Genomic DNA, 14,612 nt, shown 5'->3' on the forward strand with positions numbered 1-14,612 from the left:
TTGCCGGGGTATCTCCGGGCATGTCAGGGGTTGTCGCGCCGCCGCCCTCGATTCCCTTGGGAACCCTCGGAAAGTCTGCGATACTCGTTGTGTCCGAATGGGAGTCGGCCATGACGAGGGTAATTCTGGCCGCGCTGTGGTGCGCGGCATTATTCGTGGTCGGCGGCGGCAGCGCCACGGCGGCGGGCACCACACTCCCGCTCGACGGGGCCGTGTACGGTCAGCCGGTCGTCGGCGGCGACACCATCTACGCGGCCACCGAGAACGGCACCGTCTACGCCGTCGCGAACTCTGCCGTGCGGTGGCAAACCCATGTCGCCGACCCCATTCCGGAGTCCAGCCTGCCGTGCGGCGATATCGATCCGGAGGGCATCACCGGGCGCCCCGCGCTCGACACCGCGGCCCATCGGCTGTATGTCGTCGCCGAAACATCGGACGCGCATCACGTCCTGTTCGGCCTGGACTCCGAGTCCGGCGCCGTCACAATGCAACTGACGATCGATCCGCCGTTCGGCGACTCGCCGTCGTATCTGCAACGCCCCGCGCTCACCCTCGCCAACGGGCGCGTCTACGCCGCGTTCGGCGGAAACGCCGGGGACTGCGGCAATTACACGGGAGCCGTTGCGGCCGTTGATCTTTCCAACAACACCGTCGCCTGGTATCAGTCGTCGACCAGCGGTCGCGGCGGCATCTGGGCGCCGGGCTCCCCGGCGCAGGCGGGCGGCCTGCTGTACTACTCCGTCGGCAACGGAAACGCCGGGCCGGGAGCCGATTACGACAACACCGACTCGGTCGTCGCCCTCACCCCCGACCTGCGGCGCGCCGACTTCTTCGCCCCGGCCACCTGGGCCGACGACAATGCCGCCGACAAGGACCTCGGCTCCATGAACCCGGCGCTCGTCGGCAGCCACATCGTCATCGCCGGAAAGGCGGGCGACGGCTACGTTCTCGACGCCGCCCACCTCGGCGGAATCAGCAGCGTGGCACCGGCTTTCACCGGCTGCCGCGCCTTCGGCGGCGCCGCCGTGGCCGACGATATCGCCTACCTGCCCTGCACCACCGGCACCACCGCCGTCCGCATTGCCGCCGACGGCACCGCCACGGTCCTCTGGCACGCCACGGTCCCCGCCAACGGCCAGCCCATCCTCGCCTCCGGCCATGTCTGGGTCACCGACTGGCACTCCGGAACCCTCTACGCCCTCGACCCCGCGACCGGCGCGGCCACCGAGCAGTTCCCCACCGACACCCTGCCCCATTTCGCCACCCCGGCCGCCGCGGGCTCCACCATCGTCCTCGGCACCATGACCGGCCTCGCCTTCTTCCCGGCCCAATAGCTCCGGCAGGGCCGAATCTCAGTGCGGGACAGGGAGGTTCCCGCCGACCGCGCTGGCGCCGAGTAGGCGCACGGTCAGCTGGTCGGAGGCGGCGACCGGGTCGGTCTTGACGTAGACGATGCCGCCGCGGTCGTTCGGGTCGTACCACCAGCCGTTGGGGGCGTTGTCGAGGTCGGCGCGGCTGGCGCGGCGGTCGAGTGGGGTGGTGCCCGCCTGGACGGTGGCGGGTGCCGCTCCGGTGTGGACCGCGAGTTCGTAGTGGCGGGCCGACGGCTTGCCCTGATACGCACCTTCGCTCGTGCCGATGGTCACCTCGACATCGCCGGGGCCCGACTGCGGCGCCTGCGCGGTGAATGTCTGGGTGGCCTGCTGTCCCTGCTGGTAGGCGCGGGTCACCCCGTCGTCCTCGGTCAGCGTGAAGCTGCCCGAGCCCTGCGGGTAGACGTCCAGGTCGAGCACGCCGGTGTCGCGGGTCCGCCACGATCGGGTGCCCTCCGGCCACAGGGGCAGCACCGCGCCCGCGCGCACGAACAGCGGGAGCGTGTCCAGCGGAGCGTGATAGCCGTTCACCGTCGTCGGCCCGGTCCAGGTCCGGCCGCTCCAGTAGTCCACCCAGGTGCCCTCCGGCAGATAGATCCCGTCCCGCACCTCGGTGTCGGTGTACACCGGCGCGACGAGAAGGTCTCTGCCGGACAGGAATTCGTAGCGGGCCTGCTCGCCCCAGGTGTTCGGGTCGTCCGGGTATTCCAGTGCGAGCGGCCGGATCTGGCCGACGCCGGTCCGATTCGCCTCGACCGCATAGCTGTAGGTGTAGGGCAGCAGTCTTTCCTTGAGCTCCAGGTACTTTCGGTTGATCGAGGTGTAGGGCTCGCCGTAGCGCCACGGCTGCTTGTCCGAGGGCGCCCAGCCGTCCATCGACATGATGGTGGGCAGCAACGCCTTCCACTGCAGATCCCGCGTGTAGGTCTGCGGGCTGCCGCCGAAGATGCCGTCGACATCGCCGGTGTTGTAGGCGATCCCGGACATGGTCGAGCCCGCGTAGGTGGGAATCTGCCAGCGGATGTAGTCGTAGGAGCCGGTCTGGTCCCCGCTCCACAGCACCGCGCAGCGCTGGGAACCCGCCCAGCTCACCGGGGTCCAGACGAATCCGCGCGCGTCGCTTGCGTCCTCGATGCCGCGGTGCGCCGCGTCGCAGGCGTTCAGGGCGAACTCGTAGCCGGGACCGACCCAGGCCACGTCCAGTTTGCGCACGCGCACACCGGCTTTCACCTCCTCGGCCTGATTCGGCAGGCCGTTCTCGGTCCACAGCCCGAGCTGCATATCGTCCTTGCGTAGGCCCTCGCCGACCTGCTGTAGGTTCTCGTAGCCGCAGCCGTAGCCGTCGTTGACCAGCATCCAGCCGTTGGGTATCCGGTTGCGCACGTAGCCGTCGGCGACCTGCACCGCGTCGAGGGTGTGCCGCTCGCCGCGATTGGCGTTGTGCAGGTAGCAGTCCGAGTCGCCCATCTCCAGCCCGTAGATCGGCGGCCGGAACGGGCGGCCGACCAGCGCGGTGTAGGCGGAGATGACGTGCTTCGGGGTATCACCGGCGACGTAGATCGCATCGAAGCGGCGCTCCTGGTGCGTGGTGCGCACCGGGTCGGCGAAGGAGTAGGTGCCGCGCGCGAAGGTGTTGCGCAGCACGCCATAGCCGTTGCTGGACAGGTAGAACGGCTGCGAATTCGGCGCGCCCCCGTCGTTCCAGTTGTCGTCGGCGAAGATCTGGATGGTCTGGTCGCGGTGGCTGAATCGCCCGTTCTGCTCGCCGCCGCCGAAGAACTGCTCCTTATCGCCGCGGCCGAGGGTCTGCGTGGTGGAATCCTTCGTCCACGACAGCGGGGCCGTCTCCGCCCAGATCTGCCGGGTGTCCGCGCCGTCGTAGAGCGCGAAACGCAGGGGTTGTTTGTAGGCGCGCAGCGTGATCGCCTCGGTGGACAGGGCCCAGTAGTCGCCCCTGTCGACCCGAGTGTGCGCGACCGGGGGACCGGAATTGGGCCGGACGATCTTGTCGCCCGCCGGGTCGGTGAACGTGCCGTCGGGGGCCAGCCGCACGCGCACCGCCCCGGAGGTGGGGAAGCTCACCGCGACGGCGGCGGTCCCGGCATTCAGGATGGTCACCGGACCGTTGTCGACGATTCCGGTGAGATCGGTGAGTTGTCCGGAGTCCGCGTCGGCGCGGGCCGCGGGCGCGAGGACCGCGGCGACGACCAGCAATCCCAACGCAATATGCGCGATTCTGCGCATGGCGGCGACCTTTCGCGCGTGAATCAGCTTGGCTCACAATATATAACCGATCCGACGCCCCTATGTCCCCGGATACGAGCAGTCCCGGGTAGACGAGTCGGCCGCGCACAGCGCCGCGACGATCGCATCGCCATGGCCGGAATGCCGATGCGTGCCAGGCACTGTAGGCTCCGCCCGGTGTTCGTGAAGATCTGCGGGCTCCGCGAGCCCGACCATGTCGCCGCCGCCGTCGAGGCGGGCGCGGATGCGGTGGGTTTCGTCCTCACCGCCAGCCCGCGCCGGATCACCCCGGAGCGGGCCGCGGCGCTGGCCGCGCCGGTCCCGCCGCACGTGCTGACCGTGGGCGTGTTCATGGGCGAAACCCCCGCGCAGATCCGGCGGGCGGCCGAGATCTCCGGCGTGCGAGCGATTCAGCTGCACGGCCGCCACCCGCGCTCCGACTTCGCCGCACTCGACGACCTCGGGCGCACCCTGATCCGCGCGGTCCCCGCCGACGCCGACCTGCGGTGCGGCGCGTACGGCGAGGAGCTGCTGCTCGTGGACGCCCCGAAACCGGGGGCCGGACAGCCCTGGGACTGGACGGCCGTGCGCGACCGCCCCTCCGGGCACTGGCTGCTGGCAGGCGGATTGAGCCCCGACAATGTGGCACAGGCGATCTCCGCCGCCCGGCCGTGGGGTGTCGATGTCTCCAGCGGCGTCGAGGTGAGCAAGGGCGTGAAGGACCCCGATCGGATCCGATCCTTCCTGACCGCCGCGCGGCCGTAGCGGCGGTATAGTCTCGCTACATTCATTAGAATAGCGATGTGACAAGGACCGTGGACAACCCACCCGCGCGGACGCGCCTGCTCGAGGCCGCCGCGCGATTGTTGACGGAGTCGAACGGAACCCCGATCACCACCCGCGCGATCTGCGAGCTGGCGGGTGTGCAGGCGCCGACGCTGTATCACCACTTCGGCGATAAGCAGGGCCTACTGAATGCCGTGGCCGCACACGGTTTCGAACGGTATCTGGGCGCGAAACGAGCCCGGGCGGCATCGGCCGATCCGATCGCCGATATCCGCGCCGGATGGGATCAGCATGTGCAATTCGCGCTGGACAATCCCGCCCTGTACGCGGTGATGTACGGCCAGGTCACCCCGGGTCGGCGGCCGTCGGCCGCGACCGAGGGCCAGGCGCTGCTGCTCGGGATGCTCAACCGCGCCGCCGAGCAGGGCCGCCTGGTGGTGCCCCCGGACGTGGCGGCGCACCTGATCCTGGCCACCAATGTCGGTGTGGCACTGGCGTTGATCGCCTCGCCGGAGCAGCGCGACCTCGGCATCTCCGAGCGTGCCCGGGACGCGGTGCTGGGCTCCATCGTTCGGGAGGCCGCGCCCGACCGCGACCCCGGCGTCGACGCGGTGCCGGGCGCGGCCATCGCCCTACGTGCGGGACTGGCCACCCACCCGTCTCCCGACCTGTCGACCGCCGAGACCGAGCTGCTGAAGGAATGGCTGCGCCGCCTGTCCGGCGATCACTGACGGCGGAACAACCACTGCCCCATGCGAATACACGCACGCACGGCCGACTCGTCGGGATCGGCCGTGCGTGCGGTGCCAGGGTTCAGAGGGTGAGCACGTTGCGGAAGCGCGCCTTGCCCATGTTCTGGAAGGCCGCCTCGGCCTCCTCGAGCGGGTAGGTCTCCACCAGCGGGCGCACGCCCTTCAGCGCCGCGAATTCCATTGCCTCCTGGCTGTCCTGGGCATGGCCGCTGTACCAGCCGGACACCGTGCGCCGACCGAAGACCAGCAGGTCGGGGGAGACCTCGAGCGGCTGGTGATCGCTGGCCACGATCAGCAGCCGACCGTTGGGACGCAGGCCCTGCATCAGATCGGCCTGGGCCGGGCTGGAACCCACGGTGGAGAACACCAGGTCCGCGCCGCCCAATTTCTCGACCGCGGCGCCCGCGCTGCCCGCCTCGGCATCGACGTACTCGTCCGCGCCCAGCTCGCGGGCGATGTCCTCCTTGGCGCGCCCGCGATTGACGGCGATGGTGCGCAACCCCATCCGGGCCGCGAACTGGATGGCCAGGTGCCCCAGGCCGCCGACCCCGTGCACGACGACCGTATCGCCCGGCCGCGCACCGGAATTCCGCAGTGCGTTGAACGAGGTGATGCCCGCGCACATCAGCGGACCGGCCTCCGCGAACGACAGCCCGTCCGGGATCCGCGCGAGCGTCTCCTGCGGCGCGACAACGTATTCCGCGTAACCACCGTCGTAGGAGACGCCGACGATGCCGCGATTCGCGCAGTTGGCGAAGTCGCCGCGACGGCACTGCGTGCAGGTGAAGCAGTGGCCCCCGTGCCAGCCGATGCCGACCCGATCGCCGACCGCCCACGCGGTGACGCCCTCGCCCAGGGCATCGATCTCGCCGGCGATCTCGTGCCCGGGCACCCGCGGCAGCCGCACCCCGAGCAGTCCGAGCCGGGCAATGTTCTCGCCGCCGCACACCCCGCAGGCATGCACCCGAACCCGGACCTGCCCGGCCGCGGGCTCGGGAACCGGGATGGTCGTCGCCTCGAACGGCGCGCCCGCGCTGACTACCCGGACGGCGCGCATGGTGGCAGATGACATGGAATGTCCTTCCCTTCCTTCGACTTTCGAGAGGCGGGTCAGTTACTGGATCCGCCGTTCATCAGGACTTCTTCGCCGGTGAGGAACGCCGCGCCGTCGCCGGCGAGGAATTCGGCGAAATCGGCGACGTTCTCGGGCGTGGCGAGCCGGCCGATCGGCACCGAATCGCGCAGTGCCTTCTTGTACGGGTCGTCGTCGGGGGTGCCGGTGAAGATTCCGGCCCCGTCGATCGGCCCGGGTACCAGGGAGTTGACGGTGACGCCTCGGTGTCCCAGCTCCAACGCTAGGACTCGGACCAGGTACTTCGGGGCGGTTTTGCTGGTGCCGTACAGACCCAGCCCGGGTTGCGGCCGCGCCGTCGAACTCGACGCGATATTGATGATCCGGCCGCCGTCGGCGATCCGGCGGGCCGCGGCCTGCAGAACGAAGTACGGGCCCTTCGTGTTGACGCGGAACAGCAGATCGAAATCCTCCTCGGTCACCTCGGTGACGGGGACGTCGACCTTCTCGATCCCGGCGTTCGCCACCACGATGTCGAGCCGCCCGAACTCCTCGACCGCGGTGCGGAACAGGCGGTCGATCTCGGCGACGTCGGAGACATCGGCGCGCACGGTGATCGCCCGGACCCCCAGGCGTCGCGCCTCGTCGGCGACCTCCGCCGCGGCCTGCTCGTCGCGCAGGTAATTCACGACGATGTCCGCCCCGCGCGCCGCGTACCGCAGCGCGATCGCGCGGCCGATGCCCTTGCTCGAGCCGGTGACCAGTGCAACTTTGCCCTTCAGGCTCATGTCGATACCTCACTCGCTGCGTGTCGATCCGATGTGCCGCTCGGCCGTAGACGACTATAGCAACGATATAGAGATCTGTATAGCGATGTCACCAGGGAAAATCTACGATCTACGTACATAGGTGATATGTTCTGGCCGTGGGTGCTGCCGATGAACTGAGGTCCCTGCTGGCTCCGGGACGGCCGATTGTCCGCGCCCCGGGAGCCTTCGACTCGATGAGCGCGCGGCTGGTGGAACGGGCCGGATTTCCGGCCGTCTACATGACCGGCCTGGGCGCCACCGCCTCGCGCCTCGGGCAGCCGGACATCGGTCTGCTCACCCAGACGGAGATGGCCGAGCATGCGCGAAATATGGTCCGCGCCACCTCGATTCCGGTCGTCGCCGACGCCGATACCGGCTACGGCGGGCCGTCGAACATCCACCGCGCGGTGCAGGAGTATCTCCAGGCCGGTGTCGCGGCGCTGCACCTCGAGGATCAGGTCATCCCGAAGCGGTGCGGCCAGCTGTCGGGAATCCGGCTGGTGAGCGCCGAGGAGGGGGAGCAGCGCATCAGGGCCGCGGTGGCCGCGCGGGGAGACGAATCGTTGATCATCATCGGGCGGACCGACGCGCTCGGCGTCACCGGCCGCGAGGACGCCGTCGACCGCGCGACGCGGTACCGGAACGCGGGTGCGGACCTGATGTTCGTCGACGGCATCAAGACCCGCGCCGATCTGGACTACATCGCCGAACATCTGCCGGGCCCCAAGGTCGCCTCCCTGGTCGACGGCACCGATGCGGCGGCCACGAGCGCTCTCGAGCTGGAGCGGATGGGCTTCTCGATGGTGTTCTACGCCCTGACCGCCCTGCTGTCCGCCGTCGCCTCGGTGCAGGAGTCCCTGGGCCAGCTCTACGCGGACGGCGTCGTTCCCGCCTCGCGGCCGACGCTCACCTATGCCGAGTACTCGCAACTGGTCGGATTGGATTTCCACCGCGAACTCGACGCGATCTGACGGGGTCGTGTGCCGATCGAAAGGAGAGTTCATGAGGAGAGTCGTCGCCGGTCTGGGGGCTGCGGCCGTTGTGGCGCTGGGTGTTTCGGGAACGGGGATCGGTGTTGCGGCGGCGAGTGTGCCGGAGTCCGGGTCGGCCGATCCGTTCGCCGACGACCGGCTCATCGATCACGTCGTCTGGACCGACACCCGCGACGGTCGTCGCCTCATGATCTTCCCGACGCTGTCCGGGCGTCGGGACTTCGCCCCGCCCGCCGGTGACCGTGCCTGGCAGGAGGTGCTCGAGCAGGCGCCCGATGCGAACACCCCGGGGATGATCGATCAGTTCATGTGCCACTGGCATTGGGCCCGGGTGGTGGAATCCGGCAAGACCAGTTGGAACCTCGAGCCCTGGCGTCCCGTCGTGGGGTATCCGGAAACCGTTGCCGCGCTCTGCAATCCGGGCGCTCCCGAGAACGGGTAGCGCATGCATTCGCACGCTTATCCACAATTACGGCTCGACGTCGACGCGGTCGACCACAATATTCGTGTGATGGGGGAGTGGTGCCGGGCGCGGGATGTCGTGCTCGCGCCGCACGTGAAGACGACGATGTCGGCTCCGATCGTGGACCGGCAGCTGGCGGCCGGGGCCGTCGGCGTGACGGTGGCGACGGTGGACCAGGCGGCGGTTCTGCTCGGCTGGGGGCACGATCGAATCCTGATCGCGAACCAGGTGGTCGATTCGGAAGGGCTTGCGCGGCTCCGGGATTGGCTGAACGACAAAGCCGACCGGCAGATTCGGTTCTTCGTCGATTCGCCCGAGGGTGTCGCGGCGGCCCAGCGCATCCACGGGGAGCGCGACCGCCGATTCGAGGTGCTGCTGGATGTCGGCACGCCGGGCGGCCGCACCGGGGTCCGCACCCGCGCCGATGCGCGGCGTCTCGCCGAAACGATCGCGCGGGCACCGGGTCTCGCGCTGGTCGGCGTCGCGGGATACGAGGGGGTGGCGCCCAACACCCGGACCGAGGACACGCTCGCCGCCGTCGACGACCACTGCCGCCGCGGCCGGGACGTCTACACCGACGTGGCGGCGTATTTCGACACCGACGCCCCGATCTTCTCCATGGGCGGCTCGGCATTCCCCGACCGCGTCGTCGAATTCCTGCCCACCGCATCGGATGTGCCCGGTACGGTGCGGCTGCTCCGATCCGGCTGCTACGTCACCCACGACCACGGCACCTACGCGCGGGTGAGCCCGATTCCCGGTCTGCGCCCCGCCCTGTCGGTGCGGGCCGTCGTGTTGTCGGCGCCCGAGCCCGGCGTCGCCGTTGTCGGGGCCGGGAAACGCGACCTCGCCTACGATGCCGACCTGCCGGTCCTGCTCGGTGCCCGATGTGCCGACGGCACCGAGAAATCCGGTGTCGCGGGCACCGTGCGCGCGCTCTACGACCAGCACGCCGTGCTCGCCGATGTCACCGGGCTCGCCGTCACCGATATCGTCGAATTCGGTCTCTCCCATCCCTGTTCGGTCTTCGACCGCTGGCCCGCATACTACGCCGTCGACGCCGACGGGGACGTAAGTGATCTGTGGCGCACGGATTTCCATCGCACCTCCATCACGAGCGTCTCGAGACCCGTTGCGGGGTAACCGTTTGTCGGTGCATATGATCGGAAAGTCGGTACGGCCGAAGGAATCTCGAGACAACCCCTTATCGATGGCGTACGAATCGCGTGCACGGCGTTGTCTCGAGCCGATCGGTCGCCGGTGGTGGCACTAGCATCGGGCACTGTCGGAGGCGGATCTCCCGCCTCCCGTATGGCAAGGGAAGGATCGCTATGCGTCGAGCCGAACTGCTCAGTGCCGCACTGCTTTTCACTGCCGCCCTGGTGTCGGCCCCGGCGGCGAACGCCGCGGCCGCGCCCGCCTGCGGCACCCAGCTGTCGGACTGGCAGCACGCCACCTATACCGGCACCCTGTTCGACGAGCACGGCATGCTGCATCCGGTGACCGTGCGGGTGCCGGGCAATACCGCGACCGTCGAGTCCGATACCGGGCAGTGGGAAGTCCGGAACATGCGGGTCGAGCTTCGCGGTGACACCCTGACGTGGGGTCAGGACATTCCGGACTACAGCTTCCACCAGACCCTGCACGACCCCCTATGCGCCGATTCCACCACGGTCATCGCGGCGGCGTTCACCGCCGAAACCGGCACTCTCGTGGGCGGTTCCACCGCGACGGGGTGGGTCGTTCGGACGGGGGATTAGCGCCAGTCGACCTCGGTGGTCAGCATGGCCGATAGGCCGAGGGAGCGCCACAGCGCGGCGTGACCGGCCAGCCGCTCGCGCAACCGCGGCCAGGGAGCCGGGGTTCCGGACCAGGCGGTGTCGGCGATAGTGGCCAGCCGGGGGAGCAGCATGGTGGTGAGATCGTCGAAATCGGTGAGGGTTTCGCTCCACAGCGCGGCCTCCACGCCGACAATGCGGTCCGGCGGCAGGTCGTGGCAGGAGGGATCCCAGGCGGCGATCTCGGCCACCGTGCGCGGCGGGTAGACCGACAGCCCGGGCGGGCGGTGGTCGGGTGGGACGATCGCCGCGGGGTACGGGCGGTCCAGGTACAGATGCGACATGGGGGACAGCAGGATTCGGCCGCCCCCGGCGATCGTGCGGGCGACATCGTGATCGGTCGGGGCGTACAGGTGCGCGAGCTGCCGGACGATCTCGAAGCTGAAGCCCGGCGGAGGATCGTCCCAGAGTCGTTCGAATTCCGCTGCGGTGTCGGGTATTTGGAGCATGGCGAGATCGACCCACCACTGCACGATGTCGTCGGCTTCGATCCCCGCCCGCGAACTCTCCTGCCAGCCGATCGGTCGCTTCCCCGCGGCCCGCACCGTGCGCCGCGCCAACCGCACGGCCTCGGCGAATGCCGCCGCATCCATGCCCAGCGCCTCGTCCGCGCCGATGTGCAGGTAGGGCCCCGTGGTGAGCTTCGCCAGCCCGCCGAAGACATCGGTGATGAACGACCGGGTGACCGGATCGTGCGGATCCAGCGGCGCGGCGAACGGCACCGAGTCCGGCAGACCGGTCGGGGCGGCCAGCGTCCGCAATTCCGGACAGGCGCGCACCGCGGAGCCGCAGTGCCCGGGCAGATCGATCTCCGGGACCACCGTGACGAATCGCGTTGCGGCATAAGCCTGTAGGTCCAGGAACTCGGCGGCGGAATAGTGCTCCGCCCCCGCCTCGGTCAGCCGCGGCCATCCGGGAATCTCGATCCGCCACCCCTGATCATCGGTGAGATGCAGGTGCAGCACATTCAGCCGATACAACGCGCACAGGTCGACAATCCGCCGCAGCTCCTCGACACTCCAGAACCGCCGAGCACAGTCGACCATCAACCCCCGCCACGCATACCGCGGCCCGTCGTCGACAATCCCGTCCCGCAATTCCCCCTCGGCGGCGAGCAACCGAGCCGCGGCCTCCGCCCGCACCACTCCCGCATCCGTGCGAGCCCGGCAGGTGACGGTATCCCCGTCGACGGTAATCCGATAGCACTCGTCGGCATCATCGCTCGGAGCAACCCCGATCGCATCCGGCCGCCGCGGCACCTCACCCAACTCCCGCACGATCTTCATGCGAAAAGTCTATTCCCGCCGACCCCGAATACCGGCCGCCCAGACTGGTTTCCCCGCCTCACGCGGCAAGCAGCGCCTTGGCATGCCGAACCTCCGGAATGCCGATGGCCTTCGCCGCGAAAAGGAACACCGCGCCACCGAGCACCACCCCCGCAGCGAGGGCGAACACGTGCGCCACCATCGGCGCGGTGACGAGGTGCTGAACCAATGCCATGGCCGTCACGCATGCCAGACCAGCGGCAGCGGTCGCCCAGATCACCCGCGTGAAAGTGATGGCGACGGTGGAGAACCCGAGCAGCCCGTACCGCCGCCGCAGCAGCACGTGCCCCGCGACCGCACCCACCGTGTAGGAGACCGACCCGGCCACACTGAGCATCACCACGACAAGGTGGTCGGGTAGCACCGTGGCGGAGAGAACAAGAACGGCGACCTTCGTGGTCACCATGGCGATATTGATCAGTGTCGGGGTGCGAGTGTCATTGTGGGCGTAGAACACTCGTAACTGCAACATGACCAGCGCGAACGGTGCCAGCCCGAATGCCGAGGACGCGACGGCGGCCCCGATCGAGCGGGCCGAGGCCGCATCGACCCGTCCGGTGAACACCACCGTCGCCAATACCGGCCCCAGCAGCGCCAGCGCCATGGTCACCGGCACGAGCGCCACCGTGAGATACCGTGCGCCCCGGCCGAGATCGGCGATCACGGCCGAATGATTCCCGGCAGCGGCCGCCTCCGAGATCCGCGGCATCAGCACCGTCAGCAACGATGCCGCCAGAATGCCGTACGGCACCTGAAACAGCAGATCGGCATTGGTGTAGACGGACATCCCGTGGTGATCGAGCCCGACCCGCATCGTGACCGCCACGCCGACCTGGCTGATCGCGGCATAGCCGAGCAGCCAGCCCAGCAGCGGCATCCCCGCCCGCACCGGCCGCCACGTGTAGGGAATCGGCCGCACCCGCCAGCTCCATCGGAACCCGGTGCGCCGCAATGCGAGAACGATCCACAGCGCCTGCCCGACAATCCCCGCGGTCGTTCCGAGCCCGAGGGTGAGAACCTGCGCCGTCGTCATCGAGGTGGGCGTCAACGTAATCGGGCCGGGAAGCAGCACGAAGACCCCGGCCGTCAGCAGCACGATCCCATTGTTGACCACCGGCGCCCACGAGGCCGCCGCGAAGCTGCCGCGCACATTCAGCACGGCGGTCACCAGCGTCGTGACCCCGTAGAAGAAGATCTCGGGCAGCAGCAGATACGCGAACAGCGTTGTGAGACGCCGCGTGTCGGGCTCGGCAACGAAAACCCGCGCGATCACCGGAGCACACAGCACCGTGACCACGGTGACGACACCCAGCGCAAGAACCGCCGCCACCAACACCCGCTGCGTGAACCGACGAGAATGACCGCGCCCACCTCGCCGCGCCCGCGCCAACACCGGCACGACAGCACTGGCGAATACACTCCCGAGCAACAGCTCGTAAGTCATATTCGGCAGATTATTGGCGAAGTTGTACGCATCCCCGACCGCCGCCGCCCCAACCACCGCGGCGACGACGATCGTCCTCACAAGCCCCGTCACCTTGCTCACCACCCCCGCCACCACCACATGCCCCCCGTCTCGAACCAGACCACCGCCCGACGGTCGGCGCTCCTGCACACCGATTCGGCCTGTTTCCCGTTCGCCCCCACGACGCGAACCCAACAGAATCGGTAATGGCTGCGTCGGCAGATTGCCGTAGTCGTTCAAGCCTTCTCACCTTCCCCGTAGCGAATCGGCGCGAATCTGCCCGCGCGGCAGGATCAGCCGTTGAACAGCCTCGCCAGCGCCTCGCGGGCGGCGGCGTCGCGGGCCGCGAGGTTGTTCAGTTCCTCGGCCAGGACCGCGAGCCATTCGTCGACGCCGATTTGCTTGCGGCTGATGACCACACCGCGCACGACGCTGCGGACCTCGGCCTCGACGCCGCCGCGGCGGCCTTGGCGCAACTCCAGTTCCCGGTCGGGGGCGTAGATGCGGACGGCGGTGGCCTGGCCGGGTTTGCCGCCCATGCGGTCGGACAGGGTGCGGCGGTAGTCGACCTCGACCATGCCGTCGGGGAGGGCGTCGCCGAGGACATTGGTGAGGATGCGGCCGTAGGATTCGACGTCGCTGCGGTCGGCGCGCAGCGCGGCGACCATCATGTGCATATCCCAGAGGGGACTCGGTTCGCCGTCGGTCACGAGTCCACCAGCGGGAGAACCAGTTGCGGCTTGGCGATGTGATGGTCGGCGCGCAGCGGGCGGATGGCGGTGCCGATGGAGAAGAATTCGGTGGTGTGGCCGCCCCAGCGGTGCGGCAGCGACAGCAGCTGCACGCCGACGATGCCCTCCGCGTGCAGGCTCTCCGCCTCCGCCTGCATGCGGGACATGGCCAGCTCGCGCGCGTCGTACAGCGCCTCGGTGAACTGCGGAATCTCCACGTTCTGGCCGATATTGCCCATCGCCTGCCAGAACCGTTGATGCGCAACGTGATACACGCACGAGCCCATCACCATGCCCAGCGGCGCGTACCCGGACTGGATCAGCGTCCAGAAGTCCTGGCCGGACAGGTCGGAGGTGAACGGCTTGTCCCGATTGTTCCGCCAGGCGCCCGGCTCGTCGGCCTTCACCGCGGTGCCGATGGCGATGAATTCGGCGAGGTCGCTGCCGAACTCCTTGAATTCGATGTCGAGCCGCACGCCGACGATCCCGTCCGCGCCCAGCACGTCGGCCTCGGCCTCCATCCGGGTCATCGCCAGGTCCCGCGCGTGGTACATCGCGTTGGACAGCGTCTCGAGCTCCTGGTTCTTGCTCCACCGGCCGAGCTGGAAGCCGACGTGGTAGATGCTCGAGCCCAGCACCATCCCCAGCGGGCGGAAACCCGCCTCGCGGACCAGCAGGAACTCGTTGACGCTGAGGTCCGAGGTGAACAACGCGGTGCTCTGACCGGGCCGCATCTCGGTCAGGCGGCGCATGGCATCGTCG

General features: G+C 69.0%; 14 protein-coding genes. 7 read left to right on the plus strand and 7 right to left on the minus strand.

The features are described from left to right. Positions 1-110 precede the first annotated feature (110 nt). Entirely contained in the window at positions 111-1,334 is a 1,224-nt protein-coding gene (locus tag HPY32_RS10035) for an outer membrane protein assembly factor BamB family protein (protein ID WP_067590914.1), read from the plus strand. Positions 1,335-1,352: 18 nt separating this feature from the next. Here the strand turns inward: HPY32_RS10035 and HPY32_RS10040 are convergent, their stop codons facing one another. Beyond that, on the minus strand, positions 1,353-3,617 hold the full coding sequence (locus HPY32_RS10040; protein ID WP_067590911.1) for a glycoside hydrolase family 31 protein: 2,265 nt from the start codon (positions 3,615-3,617) through the stop codon (positions 1,353-1,355). Positions 3,618-3,794: 177 nt separating this feature from the next. Here HPY32_RS10040 and HPY32_RS10045 point away from each other — a divergent pair, with 177 nt between their 5' ends. Beyond that, positions 3,795-4,382, plus strand: a complete 588-nt coding sequence (locus HPY32_RS10045) for a phosphoribosylanthranilate isomerase (protein WP_067590908.1) — start codon at positions 3,795-3,797, stop codon at positions 4,380-4,382. 38 nt (positions 4,383-4,420) lie between these two features. After that, entirely contained in the window at positions 4,421-5,134 is a 714-nt protein-coding gene (locus HPY32_RS10050; protein WP_171982771.1) for a TetR/AcrR family transcriptional regulator, read from the plus strand. 82 nt (positions 5,135-5,216) lie between these two features. Here HPY32_RS10050 and HPY32_RS10055 read toward each other — a convergent pair whose 3' ends face one another. Together HPY32_RS10055 and HPY32_RS10060 are read right to left on the minus strand one after the other, a co-directional pair. Next, complete coding sequence (locus HPY32_RS10055; protein ID WP_082871569.1) at positions 5,217-6,227, minus strand: alcohol dehydrogenase catalytic domain-containing protein; 1,011 nt, start codon at positions 6,225-6,227, stop codon at positions 5,217-5,219. A gap of 38 nt (positions 6,228-6,265) precedes the next feature. Continuing rightward, the gene (locus tag HPY32_RS10060) at positions 6,266-7,015 is read right to left on the minus strand and encodes an SDR family NAD(P)-dependent oxidoreductase (RefSeq protein ID WP_067590899.1); all 750 of its coding nucleotides are present in this window, start codon (positions 7,013-7,015) and stop codon (positions 6,266-6,268) included. A 137-nt stretch (positions 7,016-7,152) separates the two neighbouring features. On the opposite strand from HPY32_RS10060, the gene HPY32_RS10065 reads away from it, so the two are divergent. From HPY32_RS10065 to HPY32_RS10080, 4 genes are all read left to right on the plus strand, one after another. After that, complete coding sequence (locus tag HPY32_RS10065) at positions 7,153-8,007, plus strand: isocitrate lyase/PEP mutase family protein (RefSeq protein WP_067590896.1); 855 nt, start codon at positions 7,153-7,155, stop codon at positions 8,005-8,007. A 31-nt stretch (positions 8,008-8,038) separates the two neighbouring features. Continuing rightward, positions 8,039-8,470, plus strand: a complete 432-nt coding sequence (locus HPY32_RS10070) for a DUF2599 domain-containing protein (protein WP_067590893.1) — start codon at positions 8,039-8,041, stop codon at positions 8,468-8,470. Between the two features lie 3 nt (positions 8,471-8,473). Then, entirely contained in the window at positions 8,474-9,634 is a 1,161-nt protein-coding gene (locus HPY32_RS10075; protein ID WP_067590890.1) for an alanine racemase, read from the plus strand. Positions 9,635-9,822: 188 nt separating this feature from the next. Then, entirely contained in the window at positions 9,823-10,251 is a 429-nt protein-coding gene (locus tag HPY32_RS10080) for a hypothetical protein (RefSeq protein WP_067590887.1), read from the plus strand. Here HPY32_RS10080 and HPY32_RS10085 read toward each other — a convergent pair. The 4 genes from HPY32_RS10085 to HPY32_RS10100 form a co-directional block, all read right to left on the minus strand. After that, positions 10,248-11,615 (minus strand): family 20 glycosylhydrolase, encoded by a 1,368-nt coding sequence (locus HPY32_RS10085; protein WP_067590886.1) that lies wholly within the window; start codon positions 11,613-11,615, stop codon positions 10,248-10,250. The two genes, HPY32_RS10080 and HPY32_RS10085, sit on opposite strands and share 4 nt — an antisense overlap. Positions 11,616-11,673: 58 nt before the next feature. Further along, on the minus strand, positions 11,674-13,269 hold the full coding sequence (gene murJ, locus HPY32_RS10090) for a murein biosynthesis integral membrane protein MurJ (RefSeq protein WP_269456535.1): 1,596 nt from the start codon (positions 13,267-13,269) through the stop codon (positions 11,674-11,676). Positions 13,270-13,412: 143 nt separating this feature from the next. Next, positions 13,413-13,829 carry a hypothetical protein gene (locus HPY32_RS10095; protein WP_197696561.1) on the minus strand — a complete coding sequence of 139 codons (417 nt, stop codon included), beginning with the start codon at positions 13,827-13,829 and terminating at the stop codon, positions 13,413-13,415. Further along, the gene (locus HPY32_RS10100; protein ID WP_067596034.1) at positions 13,826-14,602 is read right to left on the minus strand and encodes a heavy metal-binding domain-containing protein; all 777 of its coding nucleotides are present in this window, start codon (positions 14,600-14,602) and stop codon (positions 13,826-13,828) included. Before HPY32_RS10100 ends, HPY32_RS10095 begins: the two co-directional genes overlap by 4 nt. Between the last annotated feature and the right edge of the window lie 10 nt (positions 14,603-14,612).

Origin of the sequence: Nocardia terpenica (genome assembly GCF_013186535.1) — a bacterium.
Classification (GTDB): domain Bacteria; phylum Actinomycetota; class Actinomycetes; order Mycobacteriales; family Mycobacteriaceae; genus Nocardia; species Nocardia terpenica.